Genomic DNA, 22,354 nt, shown 5'->3' on the forward strand with positions numbered 1-22,354 from the left:
GATATAAATTTAATTTGTTTGGAAACTAGAAATCAGATAAAGGTGCATTAGCATCATTAGATAGAAGAATTTTGACCCGTTGTTCAGCCTCTTCTAATTTTTTTTGGCTCTGGCGAGCAAGGGCAATACCTCGTTCAAATTCTATTAATGATTCTTCTAACGGTGATTCGCCTTTTTCTAATTGCTCAACAATTTTTTCTAACTCTTCCATCGATTTTTCAAACGACAAAGTGTTTTTGTCATCTGGCGTATTTGATGTATTCATATGATAAATTTTCCTTATGTTTTTGAATTGTTAACTCAGTCTATTTATTCCTTATCCGATTATACTATGTAAAGCGACAATTGAAAGTTTTATATGGGCAAACCTAAATAGCTTAACAATTTAATTAATATGCCTCAATTACGTTTATCCAATGTATTAAGATTTATATTCTAATTTTCTTGTCTAAAATTGGAATTTTATAATTGATCAAAAACGAGTATCCTGATTTGAAATTAAGAGCATGGGTATGGATTTTATTCCTGACATATTCGATTGCATTTTTGCACTAAGCATTTTAGACTAGATTTAATTTTTTTATTTTAATTAATTGGGGATAAAATGTCATCAAATCTAACTCAGTCAATTGCCATAGGTATCGTAGTTAATCATGTGAATGAAGTCTTCATCGCAACAAGACCAGTACATACAAAATATGGTGGAATGCTTGAATTCCCTGGAGGAAAAGTTGAATCTAATGAATTACCTGAAGATGCTTTAAAAAGAGAGCTATTAGAGGAGATAGGTCTTGAAATATTAAAATACCGTTTATTTCACATTGAAGAAAAAAAAGCATCATCTGAAAATAAACCTAATGTTAAATTGTATTTTTATCTAGTCGAAGAATGGAAGAATACCCCTTATGGTAAGGAAGGACAGGATGTAAAATGGCATATTATTAGCTCATTAGATCCTAAAAAATTTCCACCATTAAATATCACGGTAATTGAGCGATTAAAAAATTTGACTTAGTGCTCTTTTAAAGAATAAAAAAACGATTTCCTTAAAAACGTAAATTCTTCGATTAATTAGACTTGATTTTTAATTAAAATTCACTATCATAGTCTTATTCGGTGTGTAGCGCAGCTTGGTAGCGCATCAGCATGGGGTGTTGAGGGTCGGAGGTTCAAATCCTCTCACACCGACCAAATCAATAAACTGCATTAAATTTTAATGACCACTTACAAACAAGAAACCCGCGCCAAAACTAGGTTAGCGGGTTTTTTTATGCCTTTTAGTCGCTATTATCAGCCTTTAATAAACGGTTTCAGCTTGATTGTTTGGTAACACGTGCAGTAACATGAAAACGTCCATTTAAAAAAATATAAAATAATTTATTTAAATGCCATTACTTATAAGATCTCTCAAATGATTAAATTATAGGGAAGCTAAGACTAAAATTATTCTAAATATTATAGAGGCCAGTTAGCCATGTTTTATTTTTTAAATAATTCTTAGGCTGAAGAAATGTTATGCATTGTAAGCAGATAATTTTCATGGTAGGATTTAGACAGTGGAGGTTGAGAATGGTTGCCTTTTGTGTCACTCTCAATTTCATCAACCAAAGACAATCAATTATCCAGGAGATATCATGCGTAAATCACTTCTTGCAATAATAACGGCTGCAATTATGAGTTTATCTTTCACTGCTTCGGCGGATTTAACAACTCATATGCAATCATTAGCTAAACAATTTCAAATTGTTAATACTACAGAAGATTCGGCTGAATTTATCGCGGCTTTAGACGCCATGCGTACTGATGCCCAAGCAGCATCAGAAATTCTTCCTGGTTCTTTAACGGAAAATAGCGAGGAAGTTAAAAATTATAAACAAGGCTATAATGATTTAATCGCTGCAATTGACGCTGCAGCTGAACTTGCTAAAGCAGGAAAAATGGCTGAAGCAAAAGTTGCTGCAGAAAAAATTGCTGAAGTGCGCAATACTAATCACAAACAATTTCGCTAATTAGCTTAGATTATCTTAGGATAAAAGCGAATTGTACTCAGTTACATTAAAACATTGCGATTTAAGGAATTAAATCGCAATGTTTGCTACCACTCATCTTCTAAATATCTTGGTTGACTGATCAAAATTCCACCTATTAATAATATGATAAGGCAAAACCCTAGAAAAATGAAAGGCGCCGTCCAGTTCATAAACCATTCATGGAAGAGCCCAAACATTAAGGGTCCTGCACAACTTAGAAGATAACCAATTCCCTGCCCAAAAGAGGACATAGAAGCAGAGCCTTTAGAAGTCCTGGTTCTTAAGTTAATTAAAGTCAATGCAAATGGAAATGTACTAGGGCCTAAGCCAACTAGTATGACCCATACCATAGGGTAACTCATCGGATTTAATAATAATCCTAAATATCCTAAGATAAAGCAAGCAATACAGCCAATAATAAAAGCCAAGGGCTTTTTTAATCGAACAGCCGCAATCGGAGCAACAAATGCGCTGAGTAGGCCTAGAGCTGAAAATAGACCAACCATATTCCCTGCAAAGACTTCGCTTGCACCACTGCTTGTAAATATACGAGGTAACCAACTGAACATTGCATAGGTGTTGAGAGATGTCATACCGAACATTAAAGCCAATCCCCAGGCCAAAGGAGATCTCCATACTTTACCTTTTTTACGATCATTTATCTCTTCTTGTGATAACGGTTCAGCCGCTTCAAGTGCAACTGAAACATCCGAATTATGGTTAATTAGATTTTCATCCATAAGCTTTTTTTCTGTAGCACTGAATGCTTTAACTTCTGGATATTTAAACCAAATGTATAGCCAAAGGACTAGGCTTATCAGTGCAAAAATAGCCCAGACTCCCAGAGAGAATCTCCAATCATATAAATTGGCCAAAGGAACCGCCATGAAAGCAGGCATTAATGTCCCTACTTGCAGAATTACAATATAATAAATACTCATTTTGCCAATTTTTTCAGGAAAATAGCGTTTTACTAACGGGGGGAGTACTACATTACCCATGCCCATTCCTAGTAAGGCAACGAGTGAGCTGAGTAAAAAAAATGGGATGCTAGGGCTTATCGATCGTAAGAATAGACCTACGAATGCAAACAACATGGCAACAATGACCGTTCTTTCAAGATTAACTTTGCGTATGAATGTTGGAGTAACAATACCAGCAGCGGCAAATGCCATAGTGGGTAGCATACCAAATATACCGATAAGAAAATTACTAAATTCAAATGAGTCTTGTAATTTTTCAATAAGAGGTGTCAAAGAAGTTACTGCTGTTCTTAGATTAAAAGCTGTCACAAGTACACTTATCAGAATGAACACTCTCCCTTGCTTTATGGTTAATTTTTTTGAGGGGGTGATGTTAGCCATGAAGACTCCTTTCTGAGCTAAAGATAGATTAGATTACCGCAGGAAATTTTACGAGGTTTTATAGTTACTTAAAAAAATAACCATATTTACCTAAGATGCCAGACAAATAGAGTTAATGCAAGCGCTTCAAACGAATTGTATGAATTTGAAGCGCTTTCAATTTAATGTGTAGGGTCTTTGTCAATGAGAACCGCTTCAAGCAAGTCTAAATCGTGTAACAATAAATTCATGGTACTATTACTTATCTCTTTTCTTGCTCTTAACGTATAAAGTTTAGAGCGTTCTGCTCTTAATCCCGCTAGCATAAAACGTTTTTCGAGGGCTTCTAAAGCCATTGAACGCTCTTCATTTTCTTGATTGTCCATACGACGTCTAAGCGTTGTGGTTGCATTAAAACTGGCCTCATGTAAGATATCATCATCATAATTTTCTTCTGCATCATGTGATAGATGTTCTTGCATCTTTTGTATGGTTTTAATGGCTGCTTCTGCCATCGCTAATTTAGCTATTCTCTGCTCTGCCTCTAGGGCCTTATGATCAACTACTTCAACTCCTCTGAGTAAAAAGGGTAAAGTCACTATAGCGACAATAATAGAAAGTAGAATAATGCCTGTAGCGATGAATACCAGTTGGTACCGACCAGGAAAAGGAATGGCATTTTCGATGTCCATCAGTAATGGAATAGAAAGTACACCAGCTAAGGTTATTGCACCACGTACACCGGAGAAAGTCGCAATAAAAATGTCTTTAGTTGAATATTGGGACAAAATCATAGGTTTTTTCTTAAACAGTGCATCCCCTCCTTTTTTCATGAGGTAAAACCATGAAAATCTCAATATAAGCAAGGCTAAATAAATAATTGGTACGTATAAGAAAAGTATTGAGGTTTCAATTGTTTTATCAACTTCAGCTTGAATGATGGATGAGGTTAAAATATCAGGCAGTTGCAATCCTAACATGATAAATACCATACCATTAAAAACAAACTCTAGCATGGTCCATACACCATTAGCTCTAAGTCTTGTGGCAATAGATGCCTGTCGCATGACACCGGTTTGATTGAAGGTAATACCAGCAGCAACAGCAGCTAATATACCAGAAGTATGCAGGTGTTCTGCTACTAAATATGCAGCAAAAGGCAATAATAAAAGCATTACGATTTGCGTTGCAGGATCGTCACCACGCCATCTTATCATGAGCATTAAAGCTTTTGAATAAAGCCATGTGACGGCTATACCTGCAATGAGTCCTCCAATCGCTACCTTGATGAACTCAACAGAGGCTGTAGACACGCTAAATTCCATCATTCCGGTCGCGACCAGAATGGCAAATTTTAAAGCAACAAGGCCTGAGGCATCATTCATTAATGCTTCACCCTCTAAAACACCCATTAGACGATGAGGCATTTTTCCTTTGCCCACGATACCAGACAGGGCAACAGCATCGGTAGGGGATAATACAGCAGCTAAGGCAAAAGCAGCGACTAAAGGGAGTTCAGGCAATAGCCAGTGAATAAAATATCCAATACCTATGACTGTAATTAACACAAAAACTAAGGCCAATCCTAGGATTTCTCTTGAATTTGCAATAAGTTCTCGTAAAGGCGTTTTCCATCCATCTGAAAAGAGAAGAGGAGGGATGAAAAGTAGCAAAAATAAACCAGGTTCAAAAGAAACATGCATCCCAAAATAAGGCAATGCCAGAATAGCCCCTAATCCAATTTGGATAATAGGAAGAGGAGCTTGAAACGGGAGGATCTGGGTTAATACACCAGACAGAGATACTGTCAGGGTAAGCACCAAGATGGTTAAAAATATATCCATAAATACTGTAAAACCTCAAAATTAAATCTAGAATCTCACTAAAGCGCTTTTTCTAAAATGGTTTGGCTAATCTCAAGAGTAATGTCTTGTTTTTCGCCTAATTGCGTCATGCCGTGTTCTTTTAATTTTGCGAGAAGTTTAGGTATGCTCGTCCTCTCTATGCCATATGCACTTAGTGTGGTAGGGTTACCCATTTGTTCAAAAAAGTGTTTTGTCGCTTCAATAGCGCGATTGATACGCTCTTCTTCACTACCATCTGTAATACCGAAAACACGCTCAGCATATTGTAATATTTTTGCGTGTTTGTTTTGTCTCATCGTATCGATGAGTGCTGGTAAAATGATCGCGAGTGTTTGTGCATGATCTAATCCATGAAGAGCAGTGAGTTCATGACCTATCATATGTGTTGCCCAATCTTGCGGCACACCTGCGCCAATCAGTCCATTAAGTGCCATCGTTGCGGCCCACATAATATTAGCTCTTATCTCATAATTTTCTGGTGTGGTTAATGCTTTAGGGCCTTCTTCTATTAGAGTGATTAAAATCCCTTCAGCGAATCTATCTTGAATGGGCGCATTTACTGGAAAAGTTAGATACTGCTCGATGGTATGAACAAAGGCATCGACAACACCATTTGCGATTTGGCGTTTGGGTAAAGAATACGTTGTTGTCGGATCAAGAATCGAGAATAAAGGAAAACAATGCTTGGACATAAAAGATAATTTTGCCCCAAGACTTGGTCTGGAAATAACAGAACCACTATTCATTTCAGAACCTGTTGCCGGCAAGGTTAATACGCTACCAAAAGGAAGAGCATTTGTTATGTTAGTTCCTCGTGTTGTGAGTATTTCCCAAGGATCGCTTGGATAATTAACGGCAGCTGCAACAAACTTAGTTCCATCAATGACAGATCCTCCTCCTACAGCAAGCAGAAAGTCGAGTTTATTTTTTCTAATCATTTCTACTGCTTTCATCAGTGTATCGTAGGTTGGGTTTGCTTCAATGCCTGAAAATTCCTCTACATGGAATCCATTAAGTGAGGCTAGTACAGAGTCATATACGCCGTTTTTCTTAATGCTTCCACCACCATAAAGCATTAGAATACGAGCATCTTTAGGAATTTCATTAGCCAAAGCACTAATTTGATTTTGTCCAAATAATATTTTTGTTGGGGTGTGTAATTGGAAATTGTACATATGAAACTCCTTAAAGTATGACGAAAAGAAAATGGTAACTACCTTTTTCTGAGAAATGTATCTATTAAAATACAGGGGTATTAATTTTTCAAACCAAATTTAAATCAATTCGCTTTTGCCAGCATATGGGTTAAATCCTCAATGATATCATTAGGATCTTCCAATCCTATGTGTACCCTAAAAAGTGTCGTATCGACATGGAGTTGCATGTTTTGGGGTCGAGTTTTTGCTAAATCTTCTGGTATGATGGGTAAAATTAAAGACTCATATCCCCCCCAAGAAAATGCCATTTTTAATATTTGAGTGTTGTCGACCATTGCCGCAATTGTATCTTTGTTCTGGTTGTTTGAAAGCGTAAAAGAAAACAAGCCGCAAGCACCAGTAAAATCTCTTTTAAAATATTCATTGCCAGGACAGCTATCAAATGCAGGGTGAAGTATTTTATCAACTTTCGGATGATTTTTTAAAAAATTAGCGACTAATAAGCCATTTTGCTCATGCTGTTTAAGACGAGTAGCTAATGTTCTCAGTCCTCGACTGGCCATATAAGCAGTATCGCTATCAATGGTTTGACCTAATAAATAGGTTTGTTCTCTTAGGATATCCCAGCACCTTTCGTTACTGACAGCAAAACCTAGCATAAAGTCAGAATGCCCAATTAAATATTTCGTTCCGGACTGAATGGAAATATCAATGCCATGCAATAAGGGTTTAAAAAAGTAACCAGCCGCCCAAGTGTTATCCATCATAATAATGAGTTCAGGATTTTTTTTACGAGCCTCTTTAACGAGCTTTGGAATATCTTGAACTTCCATGGTAATTGAGCCTGGAGCTTCTAAAAAAAGGATACGAGTGTTTTTTGTAATTAAGTCAGTTATTCCATCTGTTGCAGTGGGATCAAAAAAGGTAGTTGATACGCCAATTTTTTTAAGAAAATTGTTGCAAAAACTTTGTGAAGGCTCGTAGGCAGAACCTGTCATTAAGATATGATCACCTGTTTTTACAAAAGCCAGGATTGATTGAGTGATTGCAGCTGCACCGGAGGGAAAAAGGGCACAACCAGCCCCTTTTTCAAGAAGACATAGCGATTCTTTTAGCGCAAAATGTGTCAGCGTACCCCTTCTTCCATAATAGAGGGTGGTCAAATGATTTTCTTTTCCTGCTTTAGTCTTATCAGCAAGAGAATCAAATATCACAGAGGAAGTTCTTTGAATAATTGGGTTTACCGCTTTTTGCGTATATCTGTCCCTTCTCCCTGAATGGATGAGTTGGGTATCTACATTTTGTAGACTATCAAATTCTTTCTTGTCCATTTTTTTCCTCAATCCAATGGCTTAGTTAGTAATTTTTGCACAGCTCAATCCAATTAAAATTGTCTATAGCTTTGCAAAAAATGACCAAATCGAGAGATTGCAGTTGTGAGCTCATCAACTCTTGGCAGTGTTACAATCCTAACATGATCGGGTCTAGGCCAGTTAAAACCTGTACCTTGCACAAGTAAAACTTTTTGTTGTAGTAAGAGATCTAACACCATTTTTTGATCATCTTGAATATTGAATTTCTTAATATCAATTTTAGGGAACATATAAAGAGCACCTTGTGGTTTAACGCAAGAAACTCCAGGGATTTGATTAAGTAATTCATAGGCTACATTACGTTGTTCATAAAGACGACCACCGGGGTGGATAAATTCTTCAATACTTTGATAACCACCAAGTGCGGTTTGGATAGCATGTTGCATAGGTACATTGGCACAAAGTCTCATTGAAGCGAGCATATCAAGCCCTTCAATATATCCTTTTGCATGTTTTTTAGGGCCATGTAAAACCATCCAACCTTGACGGAATCCTGCAACGCGGTATGTTTTTGATAACCCATTAAATGTCACAGTTAAAAGATCTGGCGCTAAGGTACCAATAGAATGGTGCACTGCACCATCATACAGAATTTTGTCATAGATTTCGTCGGCAAAAATAATAAGACCGTGTTGACGTGCAATTTCTACTATTTCTAATAAAATGTCTTTACTATACACAGCACCTGTTGGGTTATTTGGATTAATGACGACAATAGCACGTGTTCTTGGTGTTATTTTTTTTCTAATATCTTCAATATCTGGAAGCCATCCTGCTCCTTCATCACACATATAGTGCATGGCATGACCATTAGAGAGCGTTACTGCTGCAGTCCAAAGTGGATAGTCAGGAGCAGGAACAAGAATTTCATCACCTGTATTTAAAAGCGCTTGCATCGCCATCACAATCAACTCAGAGACACCATTACCGATGTAAACGTCTTCGACATCCATATCTCTCATATCTCTTTTTTGATAATGTTGTACTATGGCTTTTCTAGCAGAAAAAAGTCCTTTCGAGTCACAGTATCCTTGCGAGGTGGTTAAGTTTTTGATGACATCTACTAAGACTTCATCGGGGGCTTCAAAGCCAAATGGAGCGGGATTACCAATATTTAATTTGATAATTTTGTGCCCCTCTTCTTCCATTCGTTTGGCTTCTTTTAACACAGGCCCCCTAATGTCGTAGCAGACATTTTCTAATTTATGTGATTTATCATATTGTTGTAGTAAAGGGGAAGGCGTATTTGGCATAGAGGGTCCTGTATTTAAAAGGTAGATAAATAACGTAATCAATTGAGAAGTTCGGTTTAAGAATCTTCACTAAATATAATTATGCAGTATTAATTAAAACGTGTCATGTTAGAATCAAAAAACATTACAAATCTAATTGTATTATATGCGTGTTCTACGATTATACAAGATGAAAATAAAGTACAACGTTATTTCTAAGTCAGATTTCTTTATTTGTATGAAATTTTTTTTCTGTCACTTATTGGCATAAAAATTAGGTTTAATTGATGAGATGATTTCGTTTTTGACGGGAATCTTTAATTGAGTATAACGCGTTTTTTTGAGTACACTAGGGTATTTAAGGAATGTTTTGCTGTCTTTGATCAAGAGAAGATGAAAATAGGATATCGAATAGTCCGCTATGTTGATAATGTTTGAATAGTCAAGCAAAGCAGAATAAAAGCAGAAAAGCCCTGTCAATGGCTGCGAAAATATCAGAAACGTAAAGTAGATTTTATAGAAAATTAATTCAAGTGAGTGATACCCTTTAGACGTCATAAACTCATCATTCGTATGTAGAGGTTAAATGATTGTTTCTGATTTAGTAAAAGCAGCAAATGGTCTACTTCTCATCTACTAACGAATATAAAAGTAAACTTTATAAAAGAGTCCACTTTGATTATGGATGCCATGCTAAAAATTTAATAGGTACCTAGCCGCGGGTGTAAGTAATGATATTGATGTTAACACTAACAAAACAAAGACAATTTTTTTGATGACATCAATAGGCCACTTGATAGGATAGCGCTTTTGTATCATGGACATTACTAAAACAAAAGGAAAAGCCATTGCAGAAAGGGTGATAATTTGCCAATTGATGTGGCCATTATAAATCTCTAACGCTATACGAACTATAGCGTTAGCGGCAAAGGAAAGAACTAAAAATCTTTTTATTACAGTTAAGGCGATAGGTTGACGATAGACGATATAAACCAAAGGGGGACCAGCAGTAGAAAATAGTCCTCCTAAGATACCTGATAAGCCGCCGAAAAAAGCAAACAAAGGCAAAGAGCTCATTTTTTCAGGTGTTTTCTTGGAGAGAATAAGTAAGAAACTCGCAATTAAAATCGTCAATCCTAATAAAATTTTAAGGTAGACTTCTAATTCTTGATTTAGAAAATTTAGCAGATACAGACCAATGACTACCCCAATTAGACTTAAAGCAAGGGAAGTATAAAAAGGCTTTTTAGGCAAGGGTGCCTTGTCTGATTTGAGTGAGGGTAATGCATTAGCTAATGAAAGAATACTGATCACATTGGCTGCAGTTGCTAAATCTAATGTGCCGAAAAGCGATATCAATCCTAAGAAAATGAGTCCGAATGCAAAACCTGTTAAGTTTTGCGCAAAGCAAGCAAGTCCCACACATCCAAAGAAAATTCCGTAATCGGCGAATGACATTATATCTTATCCTTATGCTTTGGTTTTTTGTAAAAAATCACCCAAAGTAGGGTTATTTATACGATTTGATTTAATGAATACAGGGGGGTGTCCAATCGGAGCTTTAACGCTCACAGTCTGTCCGCCTTCATAGGAGGTGTCTGACCAAATATGGATCCAAGACTGCCCTTTAGGTAAGTATACTGTGCGTTCATTTTGTTCCGCCGCATAAACCGGAGCAATCAATAAGTCCTCTCCATAAAGATATTGATCAAAAATATCAAAAGTATTTTCATCTGTTTGATAGTGCATGACCAATGGACGTTGCAATGGAAGACCTTTATGATACGCTTCTTCTATTAGGGTTTTAACATAAGGCACGAGCGCTACATGAAGCTGAGTCATTCTCGCAAAATGCGCATATGCTGTATCATCTTGCCAGAACTGGAAGTTATCTGCTGGTCGATTACACTCATGCGTTCTCATTACAGGGGTAAAAAGAGACATTTCAGCCCAGCGCATAAAGAGTTCTGGAGTTCTGACATTACCAAACAAGCTCGTATATCCACCGATATCACTATGATGATAAGCATTACCTAATAATCCACTAGACAGCGCAGCAGGAATAACAGTAACCAGTCCATCATGTCTTGAGAAATCGACAGATTGATCGCCTCCCCAGAGTAATGGGCAATGTTTTTGTACGCCACTGTAACCAGCACGCATAAAAAATACTGCATCACCAGTTTTATCCTTAGCAGCTAAAGCATGCGCATTGACTTCAGCCCAAAGTACAGGCCATTCATTGTGACGATGTTTAGGATCGCTGTTGTCTGAAAGTTTAAGATCGATAGGTAAATATTCACCAAAGTCAGCCATCCAGCCATTAATGCCAATATCCAGCATCTCTTTTTGGATGATGCGCTCAGAGAACCACTGTTTAGCTTCAGGGATAGTAAAGTCTACAACGCCACAGTAAAACTCACCAAAGTCAACGTTATAATCGCTTCCATCCAACTGAGTTGCCATATATCCGAGTGCTTTACCTTCCTTATACATAGGTCCATCGATACACAAATAAGGATTAGTATAAGCTAGGAACTGAATATTTTTTTGATTGAGTTCACTTATCCATTCTTTAAGATTTGGATAGCGTTTTTCATTGGCTTGCCAATCCCAAAAAAGTCTCACACCAAAGCTAGTTTCACGGATACCACTCCAATCTTCACACCATAGAGCAGAAACTTGCACGCCTTTTTGTAATGCATCTTCTAATCTCTCCTCGGCATGTGCCCTGCCTTTTTTGAGGCCTAAGACTGCCCCTCCTATTATCCAATCAGGAAGTTTGGGCTGGCGTCCAAAGAAAAGAGATATAGACTCTACAATACCAGTAATAGTCTCATCAATAAACCAGACTAAGGAGCTTGGTATAGCCCAAAATTGTAGTTCGTGAAAGTCATCGTGTTGAAAGTCGAAATCGGCATATGCTGTAGTATTTGCATGGATTGCATAGACTTTATCTCGTGCTTTAGTTAATGATATAAACGTAGGTTGTGGGTAATTTGTATTGTAATAATCACCACCTGCTTTATTTTCTACGTCAGAACGCCATGTGATATAGGTGCTCTTGTCACGTCCTACGCCCGGCTCTGATGTCCAAAATGGAAAATTGCGGCCTTTCAAATTGAAATATGACATTTGTTCACCACCGCCCCATACAGGAGCCATTTTATCAGTTGGTGTTCTTACCCAAAGGCGGTTGTATGCCTCATCATGGCTTTGTAGAGACATCTCAATTTTTTTATCAGACTCAACGGTAAACTTTATAGTAAGTATTGGGTTATTGATTGCTTTTTCTTGTTCATTTAAATAAAAATCAATTGCAATAAGTTTTGATTCATTTGTTGTGATATGAAAAGCACTCAAACCAATGCGCGATTCTACATAATCTTTAATATTAAAGTTTCCACGGTACATATCCATAGTTTCATGGCCAACACCTGTAAAAAAAACAGGGGTTGAGGTTTGATGTTCAATCAATGCAGTGCCGTTATAAGAAACAGAGAATGCGTTATTTTGTTGGGTAAGTTGTAACAAGGTCTTTTCCTCAGATTCGAAAATGCTCCTCCTGCAATAGGGGGGCATAATTTGTTATAAAATGTGCATTAGTTTTGGGTTAGTCCTGCATCGATGATCATATTTTGGCCAGTAATTCCTCTGGCTTCATCCGATGCCATGAAGAGTGCAGCTCTTGCAATATCAGATGCGGTTAAACGATATTTCAATGCTTGTAAATTGATAAATTCTTGATTAAGTTCTGGAGTTAACCAGAGTCTTGCTTGTCTTTCTGTGACAATTGCGCCAGGCACTATGCTATTAACACGAATACCTTTATCGCCTAATTCTCTGGCCAGTGAGCGCGTCATACCGTTTATCGCGGCTTTAGAAGTCGTATATCCTATCATACCTGGACGTCCTCTCATCCAAGAAATTGAGCCCATGTTGATAATGACCCCTTTTGATTGCTGAGCCATTTTTTTAGCGACAGCTTGTGCGCAAAAAATATGATGCTTCAGATTCAGACCAAGGCAATTATCCCAATAATCTGGTTCTAACTCATCGAGAGTGTGTCTATCATCCTTACCTGCATTATTGATAAGTATATCAATAGCATGGTCAAAGTGCTGTTCAATTTTGGAGATAGTTTCTCTTAGAGCATCAATGTTTCGTAAGTCACAAGCATAGAAGGTAGGTTTGTTTTCACTAAAACTATTAATTAAATTTGCTGCACTTTTTTCATCAACATCAATAAATGCAATGATGGAACCTTGTGCATGGAATGCTTTAACGAAGGCTTCACCAATGCCAGAGGCACCGCCAGTAATTAATACGTATTTTCCTTTTAAAGAGTGGTATTTGGTTAAACTGTAATCAATATCATCGTTCTTTAAAATGGCATCTAAATCAAAAGGGAGTGTGTCAGTTGTTTGCATAAATCACCTAAAAAAAACATCACACGTTGTCGTGTGATGTATCAAATCGTTATTATTTAATTATTAGATTAAGCTATGCCCATGCATAGGTATTTAATATCTAAGTATTCATCAATGCCATGTTGTGAACCTTCGCGTCCGAGGCCTGATTGTTTAACGCCACCAAATGGTGCTTCAGCGGTAGAGATTAAACCGGTATTGATACCGACCATTCCATACTCTAATGCCTCACCGACCCTCCATGTTCTGCTGAGATCTTTTGTGTAGAAGTAACTCGCTAATCCAAATTCAGTATTATTGGCTAATTTAATTACTTCCTCTTCACTGTTGAATCGCATGATAGGCGCAATAGGGCCAAAGATTTCTTCACATGAAACACGCATCGAGGTATTGACATCGACTAATATAGCAGGTGTCATAAAATGACCTGCAAGACCCTCTGGATGAGCTACTTCTCCACCACAGATAAGTTTTGCACCTTTAGAAATTGCATCTTCAATAAATTGCAAGTTTTTATCAAGTGCTTTTTGATCGATAAATGGACCAATTTGAGTAGAGGCTTCTAACCCATTACCTAATTTAAGTGCTTTGACTTTATCAGTCAATTTTTGCACAAATACGTCGTACACACTATCATGAATATAAAAACGATTTGCACAGACACAAGTTTGACCATTATTACGGTACTTAGAGATTAAAGCCCCTTCAACAGCAGCATCGATATCCGCATCTTCAAAAACGATGAAAGGAGCATTGCCGCCAAGTTCCATGGAGCTTTTTTGAATGTGTGATGCCCCTTGTGCCATCAGCATGGAACCGATAGGAGTTGAACCTGTGAAAGTCAGTTTTCTGACTATTGGGTTATGAGTCAGTTCATCTGCAATAGGCGCAGCATCTCCTGTGATGACATTAAAAACGCCAGCAGGGATCCCTGCTTGAAGAGCAAGCTCAGCTAATGCTAATGCAGAGAAAGGAGTTTGTGTCGCTGGTTTTAGAACCATAGTACATCCTGCAGCAAGTGCTGGACCTACTTTTCTTGTGATCATCGCTGCAGGAAAATTCCATGGAGTAATAGCAGCGCACACACCAACACCTTGACGAATAGTAACTAAACGGCGATCGTTTGAAGGTGGGGCTATCACCTCTCCTTCAATTCTTCTCGCTTGTTCTGAAAACCACTCTAAAAAGCTAGCACTAAAGAGCACTTCCCCTTTGGCTTCATTTATCGGTTTACCTTGTTCAAGAGTCATAAGCTTCGCTAAATCTTCTTGGTTTTCGATAATTAAGTTATACCATTGGCGGAGTAAATTACTGCGTTCTTTAGTTGTTTTTGTTTTCCAAACATCAAATGCGGCTTTAGATGATACGATAGCTGCTTGTGTTTCAGCCTTGCCCATATTAGGAACTGAACCGATGACTTCAAGCGTTGCTGGATTAGTTACATCAATGCGTGCTTGATTGCTAGCATCCTGCCATTTTCCATCAATTAGACATTGTTGTTTAAATAAAGAAGGGTTATTAAGAGTGATCATATTTTTTCCTTTAAAGTGAAAAGAATCATTTAATTTAAGCATCATTTAAATAATGACACACAATAAAAAAGTTATAACTTAAAAGTACAACGATAGTCTAAGCAACCCTTAACAGGTACTTTCATGCTAAACAACTTTCCAGAATCTGGAAATTGCAAGAGTTCTTCTTGACTGCGGCCAATACTTGCAGAAGTTACATATAAAATATCTAGATTTTCACCACCAAATGCACACATAGTAGGACATTTAACATCGATAGGGTAAGTTGCAACAATTTCACCAGCAGGTGAAACTCTGATAATAGCGTTCCCCTCAAAAAGAGCAGACCAATAATAGCCTTCGCTATCCACCGCCGCACCATCAGGTCGACCAGTCCCATAGATTTCACGAGGCATAGATAGGAATGTTTCCCCCTCATCAATAGTGCCCTCTTCTAGATTAAACGCGTGACGATAGATGGTAAATCTTGGAGTATCAGAGTGGTAAAGGTATTGGTTATCAGGGCTAAATGCAACACCATTAGAAGTAAGAAGACCGGATTTAAATTGGGTTAACTGCTTACCATCAAAGCAATAGAATGCAGCAACACTTTGGCTTTTATCTTCATCTACAGTTCCTAACCAAAAGCGACCTTTTGCATCAGCACGACCATCATTGAATCGTGTGATGCTGTTATCTGTAGGGTTGTCGGCTAATTTTTTTATTGGCTTTGCCTGAGCATCTAAATACCATATGCCACTTCTCATACCGGCAATAAATCCACCTTGCTCATGAAGCGCAAAACAACCTACATGTTCGTGGGTTGCATACACTGTATGAGTGTTGTCTAACGTATTATAGGCATGTATTGCTGGCGCTGTGATATCAACCCAATATAGGATCTGCGTTCTTTCGTCATAGCGAGGGCATTCACCTAATTGTGCTTTGTGTGGTAGTAAAGGGGTAAAGGTTGTCATAGTGTGGTTATCTCTTAATTGTTTGCCGCTAATTTAGAACTTTCTAGCGAATCAATTTTAATTATACAAGTAACATTCATAGAACAATTTGGTGCTAATGTTTCTATTCCATGGCTTTTCGGATCATTGGTGTTGATTGCCGCATTGCGATGAGTTACTGGCTCTATAGCAATAAAAGTACCTGTAGGCGGTGTAAAAATCACTAGATGGTTTAACGCCTTAGATGCATAAATATCAATTTGACGATTAAATTCAGGCTGCTTCAAAGAAAAATACCCTTCAAATCCACTTAAGCAATTGTCTAACTTGGGTGTTTCACCCAGTGGTTGAAAAAGTTCTTTAAGTAGTGAAGAGTCTATTTCAATCGACTGGCTTGGCAGCATATTATCATCATTTTGCCAAAGATTTTTTGCAATAAATTCACAGTGTGTTTGCGCTGATCTTTTAAAAAAAGGATGCCACCCTAAACCGCAAGGCATAGTCTTGGCGTCTTGATTTTCAACCGTAAGGCTGAGGTGTAATTCATTATTTATGAGTTTAAATTGTTGATCGACTTTGAAAGCGAAAGGCCAATCTCCCTCACTCTTTGGCTTATGAGATAAGGTTAATGTAGCTTCATCCTCTTTAACTTCACTAATATTCCACTCTGACTGCCATCCAAGTCCATGAAGCGCATGTGGACTGTCGCCAAAATTTTTCCTAAGCGTGTATTCTTCATCTTCCCACTTGAACTTTCCATTTGCTATTCGGTTAGAAAAAGGAACAAGAGGATAGCAAGCGGTTAATCTTACTGTTGGGTCTTTAAAAAAAGTTTCTTCATCGACTTCTCTAAATACCTGCTGCCCTAAATATTCAAATGACAAGATAGCACCTCCTAACTTAGGAAGTAACCTTAATTCACTGTCTTTATTTTTTAAGCTAATAATGTCGTTGTTGGATTTAGTCATGGTTATAATCAGTGCGCAAGTAGGTTTGTCCTACTTGCGTCATTTAAGGGTTAATTACTTGCAGTTAAAGTATAACATATGCGTTAATAGGCACTTTTTTCTTGAGATTGCGTCACTTGTAGCGTTGAAGTACCAAAGGTTTGAGCGGCTTGTTTTGCACTATTCATCAGTAATGCTAAATCAGATGCAATAGCTACAAAATCATATCCATAACTTTGGTAAGTTTTGATCATTTCACTATCTGCGCCAACTATACCACATGGGATATTCATTTTTTTGCAACGAGCAGCTGCCTCTTTGAGGGCATCTTGAACAGGTTGAGCGCCTATTTGTCCAGGATAGCCCATTGTTGTGGAGAGATCTCCAGGTCCAACGAAAATAGCGTCCACGCCATCAACAGAGGCGATATCTTCAAGTTGTGCTAATGCTTCTGGCGTTTCGATTTGTAGAATGATCGTTAGAGGTTTATGTGCATCTTTTAAAAAGTTTGGGAATGTGCCAAAACGGCTACCACGATGCATTGCAGCAACACCTCTGACCCCGTTTGGCGGATAACGAGTATAGGAAACAGCGGCTTCAGCTTCCTCTTTATTCTGGATGAAAGGAAACATGACGGTTTGTGCCCCAGCGTCTAATACGCGTTTGACTAAAACCATTTCACTCCATGGTAGACGAACTACAGGAGAACCTTGTGTTCCACTTAACGCATGAAGCATACCTACCATATCAGGTACATCCATAGGAGAATGTTCCATATCAACGACTAAAAACTCAAAACCTGCCGTTGCCATCAGTTCAGAAATTATTGGATTAGCAGTCATTAACCAAGATCCAATCAGAGGAATTTGACGTTTTTGTGCTAATTCGATTCTAGCTTTAAAAGGAATTTGTGAAATAAGTTGTGTTGTCATAGTTTGCTCGTCATTAATTAAAAAATATCAGGTTCGCTGATGTCACCTTCAGCGCTTAAGAAATCGAAATCACATCCAAGATTGGCTTGGGTCACATGTTGTTGGTAGAGCGCTTGATAAGAGCGAGTTGCTCTTGGTTTAACTGGTTTCCATTGGCTTTTTCTTTCAGCAAGGGTCTTGTCATCCACTTTCATGTTGAGTGTGCCTGCATCAATATCGACCTCAATAAGATCTCCATTCTGGACTAATGCTAATGGACCACCAATTGCAGCCTCTGGAGCGACATGAAGAATACAGCTACCATAGTGTGTTCCACTCATTCGACAATCTGTAATTCTTATCATATCGGTGACACCTTGCTGGAGTAATTTTTTAGGGATAGGTAAATTCCCCCACTCAGGCATACCCGGTGCTCCGACGGGACCTGCATTTCTTAAAATAAGAACAGTATCAGCCGTCACCTCTAAATTTGGATCATCTATCATAGCAGATAGAGTCGCATGATCGTCAAAGACCAAGGCCGGACCGGTATGCTTACGAAGATGCGGCTGAGCTGAACTCGATTTCATAACTGCGCCATCTGGGCATAAGTTGCCTTTTAATAGAGTTAATGTAGAGCCCTTATCTAAAGTAATAACTGGATTTGTTAATGGTCTAATAATTTCGTTATCTAAAATTTTTGCTTTAGCAATTTCCTCACCTAAAGTTCTTCCTAGGACATGCTCGGTGTCTAGATTAACAAATTCAGTTAAATTCTTCATTAAACCGTAAAGTCCGCCCGCAAAGTGGAAATCTTCCATTAAGGCGTTCCCCGCAGGAAAAATATTTGCTAGCACAGGAATTTTTTTCGCTATTTCTGCTATTTCTTCCAAGGTTAATCTAATTTTTAGGCGATTAGCCATTGCAATAATATGGATAGCCGCATTAGTTGAGCCACCTAATGCAAGATAGGCGACAATGGCATTCTTAAAGTTTTCTTTGGTGATATACGTTGAAGGGCGTTTGTCTTGCCATACGGCATTAATTATTTCAACACCACATTGTGTGGCTAATCTGACATGATTTGCATCTGCTGCAGGGATAGTACATCCACCTGGAATTGTAACTCCTAGAATATCAGCGATTGAGGTCATGGTAGAGGCAGTCCCCATAGTATTGCACGTCCCTATTGAACGTGTCATTGCACTTTCAAGTTCGACCCAATCATGTTCTGTGATGGCGCCTAATCGTAATTCATCCCAATATTTTTTTGTATGTGTACCTGCCCCGGTTTTTTGTCCTCTCCATTGTCCATTAGACATGGGGCCTGCGGGGCAGAAAATGATTGGTAAATCGACACTAAAAGCACCCATTAATAAACCAGGGGTAGACTTATCACATCCACCTAAGAGCACAGCGCCATCGACAGGATGTGAGCGAAGTAATTCTTCTACTTCCATGGCTAGAAAGTTTCTATACAGCATCGTTGTCGGTTTAACCATGACTTCACCGACAGATAAAGCCGGTAGTTCAACAGGAAACCCTCCAGCTTGCCAGATACCGCGTTTAACTTCTTCAGCGCGTTGACGAAGATGAGAATGGCAAGGAGATAGGTCACTCCAAGTATTGATGATGGCTATAACGGGTTTATTCATAAAATCTTCACGGCGCCAGCCAATTTGTGCTAAACGCTGGCGATGAGCAAATGCTCTTATAGTGTGAGGTTTAAACCAACGCTGGCTTCTTAATTCATCAAGAGTCACTTTGGGTGTGTTTTTCACTGACATTGTTTTTCCTAATCATCTAATATTGGGTTATGGAATGCCTATAGTACGAATAATGACAATCCTTTTTAAATAGGGTATATTTTATATCGTAGCGCTGCGAAATGATAACGCTCAAACTGTTCCAAAGCAAGTAAAAATGCTGTTTCTTGCGCATAATTATCATTCACGTTTGGATAGTGTGAAGTGTGGCTCATATCTCTAAGTTTTTAAAATCATAGAAGTTTAAATAGGAAGCTCTTGCATTATTGAGATTAAAAAGATTTCTTTTATGATATGACCCACAATTTTGATTTGTAGTTATTGTCTTTCATAGTAATTTAAACAAAAATAGCTGGCTAAGAACGCAAATGTGCAATATTGTTTTTTTTGTTGCGTAAATAATAATTTAAGGAAGAAATGATGGTATTAAAACGGCAGATCACCTCGCATTTGAATAAAAAAAGCAAGACTAGACAAAGACGTGGCACCAACCGAACCACCATGCAAGATGTTGCTAAGCAAGCTCAAGTGTCTGCAAGTACTGTCTCTCTTTATTTAAGAGATCCTAAGGGTGTATCTCCTAGTAAGGCAAGTCAAATCAAAGCAGCAATCGATAAATTAAATTATGTGCCTAATTTATTGGCAGGAGGGCTAGCGGCGACAAAAACTAGAGTCATCGCGGTAATCGTCCCTTCATTAACAAATGCTTTTTTTGCTCAAACAGTCAGTGCCATGCAGCGTTATTTAGATCAAAAAGGGTATCAGTTACTGATAGGCGATTCAGATTATGATGAAGACAAAGAGTATGAACTAGCTAAAACTTTCTTAGCATGGTCCCCTTTAGGTCTCGTCATGACCGGTGCTAAGCACAGCGATGCATGTGAACGCTTATTAAAATCTACCCAGACAAAAATTGTTCAAACTTGGGAATTGACCGCTTCACCTGATTTTTTTCAAGTGGGATTTTCTCACTACAATGTAGGAAGGTTGGCAGCATCTCATTTATTTAGCTTAGGCAAAAAAAAGGTAGCTTATGTTGCCGCGAATCTCTCTTTTGATAGACGCGCTACTGAGCGTGGCCAAGGTTTTTGTGAAACTTGGGATAGACTAGCCAAAGAACCGCCTACTATTATCGATATCGAGGGGCAAGTAAGCCCTGTAAGTGGTGTTAAAGCACTCAGTGAACTTCTATCACAAGCACAGGCATTTGATGCAGTTTTTTGTTCTAATGACATCATTGCAATGGGTTTAATGCTAGAAGCTACAAGGCGTGATATCAATATACCCAATACACTCAGTGTAATTAGTTTTGGTGATCTGCCCTTTGCTGAAATTTTATCTCCTGGTCTTACGACTATTCGTCCACCGAGTGAGTTAATCGGTCAGCATGCCATTGATGCCATCCTAGACAGCGATACTCAAAACCCTCGCTTATTGCAAGGTTTATCAAAAGAAGGTAAAAATGCGCAAGTAGATTTGGCTTTTGAATTAGTTATAAGAGGAAGTAGCTAAATACTGTTCTGAATGATTCTCTATTGAAAGAACCAATTTAATTCGTTTTTAACTGCTTGAATGGGTTCTTTTAATGATTGAAAATATGACTACTTTCAATCATTAAAATGTCATAATGCTAATAGAATACAAATCATATAGCGATTAGTTTAATTGATACTGATAAGTCTCATCGAGTGATTTCTTACAGTTAGCAATTGTTTGTTCAAAGCGTGTTAACCAAACTTGACCTTCTTCCCCTGATTCTTTTAAGAAGAAATCACGCACTGGTTTTGATGCATCAATAAAGGCTTGTTTTTCTTCAGCAGATGGGTTGTAAACAGTACCGCCTGTTTTTTTGAACTCTTCATAAGCTGCATATTCATTATGTTTAGGAAATGCACGTAAGTATTGATTTTGTGCAGCAATACCATCAATCACAATTTTTTTCAAATTGTCAGGCATGTCTTTGAATTTTGCGTCATTAAATACCCAAGCGCCGCCCATATAAGCATGCTCATCTAATGTGATGAATTTAATGCTTTCATTGAAACGGTTCATAACGATATCAACCACACCATTTTTTGTTCCATCCACTACCCCTGTTGATAGCGCAGTATAAACTTCAGGCCATGCTAAAGGCGTTGGTGAACCACCAAATGTTCTAACTAGTTCTTGTTGGATTTTAGCTGGAACAGTTCTTAATTTTAAACCATTCACATCTGCAGGCGATTTAATTTGTTTTTTGGTCGTCGCCATACTCCTCCAACCACCTGAGTTAGATACCATCATTAAACGTACATTTGGAGCATTTTCTAACAATTTTGCTCTCACATCTTTAATAAGGGCTTCATCATCGTATACACACTCAGCGATACGATCATCTGGAAGTAAATAAGGTAAATCAAAAGCACCTATTGGATCCCAAAAGTTAGCTAATTCAGGAATTGTGGTTTGGAAATAATCATATAGTTCTTGTTGAACCCCAGAGATACACTCTTTAGCTGAACTACATAATTGACCAGATGGGTAAATTTCTACTTCAATTGCACCATTTGAGCGTGATTCAACATGGTTTTTGAATACTAATAAAGATTGGTGGTTATAGCCATCTAAGCTTGTTACATGTGGAGCTATGATGGTGTAATCCGCAGCCATTGCAGCGGATGACATGAAGCACACTGAACCAATAAGTGCAGCTAAACCTTTTTTGATGAAAGAAGTTTTAGAACTATTTTTAGACATAACGTATTTCCTTTTTTAAGAATTAAAACAAGAAACTTCAATGGGTATTACAGCATTTATAGACTTTCTGACTATAGCAATATATTCAGAAAGTCGA

General features: G+C 37.9%; 18 protein-coding genes and 1 tRNA gene. 4 read left to right on the forward strand and 15 right to left on the reverse strand.

Annotated features, from left to right (window positions below; translation table 11 throughout):
* Window positions 1–25 precede the first annotated feature (25 nt).
* Window positions 26–265 (reverse strand): exodeoxyribonuclease VII small subunit, encoded by a 240-nt coding sequence (xseB, locus tag ACFFIT_RS12435; RefSeq protein ID WP_385878111.1) that lies wholly within the window; start codon window positions 263–265, stop codon window positions 26–28.
* A gap of 339 nt (window positions 266–604) precedes the next feature.
* On the opposite strand from xseB, the gene mutT reads away from it, so the two are divergent.
* The 3 genes from mutT (at window position 605) to ACFFIT_RS12450 (ending at window position 2,009) form a co-directional block, all read left to right on the forward strand.
* Window positions 605–1,015 carry an 8-oxo-dGTP diphosphatase MutT gene (mutT, locus tag ACFFIT_RS12440; RefSeq protein WP_385878113.1) on the forward strand — a complete coding sequence of 137 codons (411 nt, stop codon included), beginning with the start codon at window positions 605–607 and terminating at the stop codon, window positions 1,013–1,015.
* A gap of 99 nt (window positions 1,016–1,114) precedes the next feature.
* Window positions 1,115–1,191 (forward strand) — tRNA-Pro (locus tag ACFFIT_RS12445).
* A 443-nt stretch (window positions 1,192–1,634) separates the two neighbouring features.
* Complete coding sequence (locus ACFFIT_RS12450) at window positions 1,635–2,009, forward strand: cytochrome b562 (protein WP_385878114.1); 375 nt, start codon at window positions 1,635–1,637, stop codon at window positions 2,007–2,009.
* An 86-nt stretch (window positions 2,010–2,095) separates the two neighbouring features.
* On the opposite strand, the gene ACFFIT_RS12455 is transcribed toward ACFFIT_RS12450, so the two are convergent.
* The 13 genes from ACFFIT_RS12455 to ACFFIT_RS12515 all read right to left on the reverse strand — a co-directional run bounded on the left by ACFFIT_RS12455 (window position 2,096) and on the right by ACFFIT_RS12515 (window position 19,542).
* The gene (locus tag ACFFIT_RS12455) at window positions 2,096–3,394 is read right to left on the reverse strand and encodes a CynX/NimT family MFS transporter (RefSeq protein WP_385878116.1); all 1,299 of its coding nucleotides are present in this window, start codon (window positions 3,392–3,394) and stop codon (window positions 2,096–2,098) included.
* A gap of 161 nt (window positions 3,395–3,555) precedes the next feature.
* Complete coding sequence (locus ACFFIT_RS12460; protein ID WP_385878117.1) at window positions 3,556–5,217, reverse strand: Na+/H+ antiporter; 1,662 nt, start codon at window positions 5,215–5,217, stop codon at window positions 3,556–3,558.
* Window positions 5,218–5,255: 38 nt separating this feature from the next.
* The gene (yqhD, locus tag ACFFIT_RS12465) at window positions 5,256–6,413 is read right to left on the reverse strand and encodes an alcohol dehydrogenase (RefSeq protein WP_385878119.1); all 1,158 of its coding nucleotides are present in this window, start codon (window positions 6,411–6,413) and stop codon (window positions 5,256–5,258) included.
* A gap of 104 nt (window positions 6,414–6,517) precedes the next feature.
* Window positions 6,518–7,726: a cystathionine beta-lyase gene (metC, locus tag ACFFIT_RS12470; RefSeq protein ID WP_385878121.1), complete on the reverse strand. Its 1,209-nt coding sequence runs from the start codon at window positions 7,724–7,726 to the stop codon at window positions 6,518–6,520.
* A 53-nt stretch (window positions 7,727–7,779) separates the two neighbouring features.
* Complete coding sequence (locus tag ACFFIT_RS12475; RefSeq protein ID WP_385878122.1) at window positions 7,780–9,021, reverse strand: pyridoxal phosphate-dependent aminotransferase; 1,242 nt, start codon at window positions 9,019–9,021, stop codon at window positions 7,780–7,782.
* Window positions 9,022–9,693: 672 nt separating this feature from the next.
* Window positions 9,694–10,458: a TSUP family transporter gene (locus ACFFIT_RS12480; protein WP_385878124.1), complete on the reverse strand. Its 765-nt coding sequence runs from the start codon at window positions 10,456–10,458 to the stop codon at window positions 9,694–9,696.
* Window positions 10,459–10,470: 12 nt separating this feature from the next.
* Entirely contained in the window at window positions 10,471–12,534 is a 2,064-nt protein-coding gene (locus ACFFIT_RS12485; protein WP_385878126.1) for an alpha-glucosidase, read from the reverse strand.
* 68 nt (window positions 12,535–12,602) lie between these two features.
* Window positions 12,603–13,430, reverse strand: a complete 828-nt coding sequence (locus ACFFIT_RS12490) for an SDR family NAD(P)-dependent oxidoreductase (RefSeq protein ID WP_385878128.1) — start codon at window positions 13,428–13,430, stop codon at window positions 12,603–12,605.
* A 68-nt stretch (window positions 13,431–13,498) separates the two neighbouring features.
* The gene (locus ACFFIT_RS12495; protein WP_385878169.1) at window positions 13,499–14,959 is read right to left on the reverse strand and encodes an NAD-dependent succinate-semialdehyde dehydrogenase; all 1,461 of its coding nucleotides are present in this window, start codon (window positions 14,957–14,959) and stop codon (window positions 13,499–13,501) included.
* 74 nt (window positions 14,960–15,033) lie between these two features.
* Window positions 15,034–15,918: an SMP-30/gluconolactonase/LRE family protein gene (locus ACFFIT_RS12500; RefSeq protein WP_385878130.1), complete on the reverse strand. Its 885-nt coding sequence runs from the start codon at window positions 15,916–15,918 to the stop codon at window positions 15,034–15,036.
* 14 nt (window positions 15,919–15,932) lie between these two features.
* Entirely contained in the window at window positions 15,933–16,865 is a 933-nt protein-coding gene (locus ACFFIT_RS12505; protein WP_385878132.1) for an aldose 1-epimerase, read from the reverse strand.
* Window positions 16,866–16,948: 83 nt separating this feature from the next.
* Window positions 16,949–17,776 carry an HpcH/HpaI aldolase family protein gene (locus ACFFIT_RS12510; RefSeq protein ID WP_385878134.1) on the reverse strand — a complete coding sequence of 276 codons (828 nt, stop codon included), beginning with the start codon at window positions 17,774–17,776 and terminating at the stop codon, window positions 16,949–16,951.
* Between the two features lie 17 nt (window positions 17,777–17,793).
* Window positions 17,794–19,542 (reverse strand): IlvD/Edd family dehydratase, encoded by a 1,749-nt coding sequence (locus ACFFIT_RS12515; protein WP_385878136.1) that lies wholly within the window; start codon window positions 19,540–19,542, stop codon window positions 17,794–17,796.
* Between the two features lie 396 nt (window positions 19,543–19,938).
* On the opposite strand from ACFFIT_RS12515, the gene ACFFIT_RS12520 reads away from it, so the two are divergent.
* Window positions 19,939–21,033 carry a LacI family DNA-binding transcriptional regulator gene (locus ACFFIT_RS12520; protein WP_385878138.1) on the forward strand — a complete coding sequence of 365 codons (1,095 nt, stop codon included), beginning with the start codon at window positions 19,939–19,941 and terminating at the stop codon, window positions 21,031–21,033.
* A gap of 144 nt (window positions 21,034–21,177) precedes the next feature.
* Here ACFFIT_RS12520 and ACFFIT_RS12525 read toward each other — a convergent pair whose 3' ends face one another.
* The gene (locus tag ACFFIT_RS12525; RefSeq protein ID WP_385878140.1) at window positions 21,178–22,257 is read right to left on the reverse strand and encodes a TRAP transporter substrate-binding protein; all 1,080 of its coding nucleotides are present in this window, start codon (window positions 22,255–22,257) and stop codon (window positions 21,178–21,180) included.
* Window positions 22,258–22,354: the final 97 nt, after the last annotated feature.

It is taken from the genome of Thorsellia kenyensis (genome assembly GCF_042432445.1).
GTDB classification, from domain to species: Bacteria; Pseudomonadota; Gammaproteobacteria; order Enterobacterales; family Thorselliaceae; genus Thorsellia; species Thorsellia kenyensis.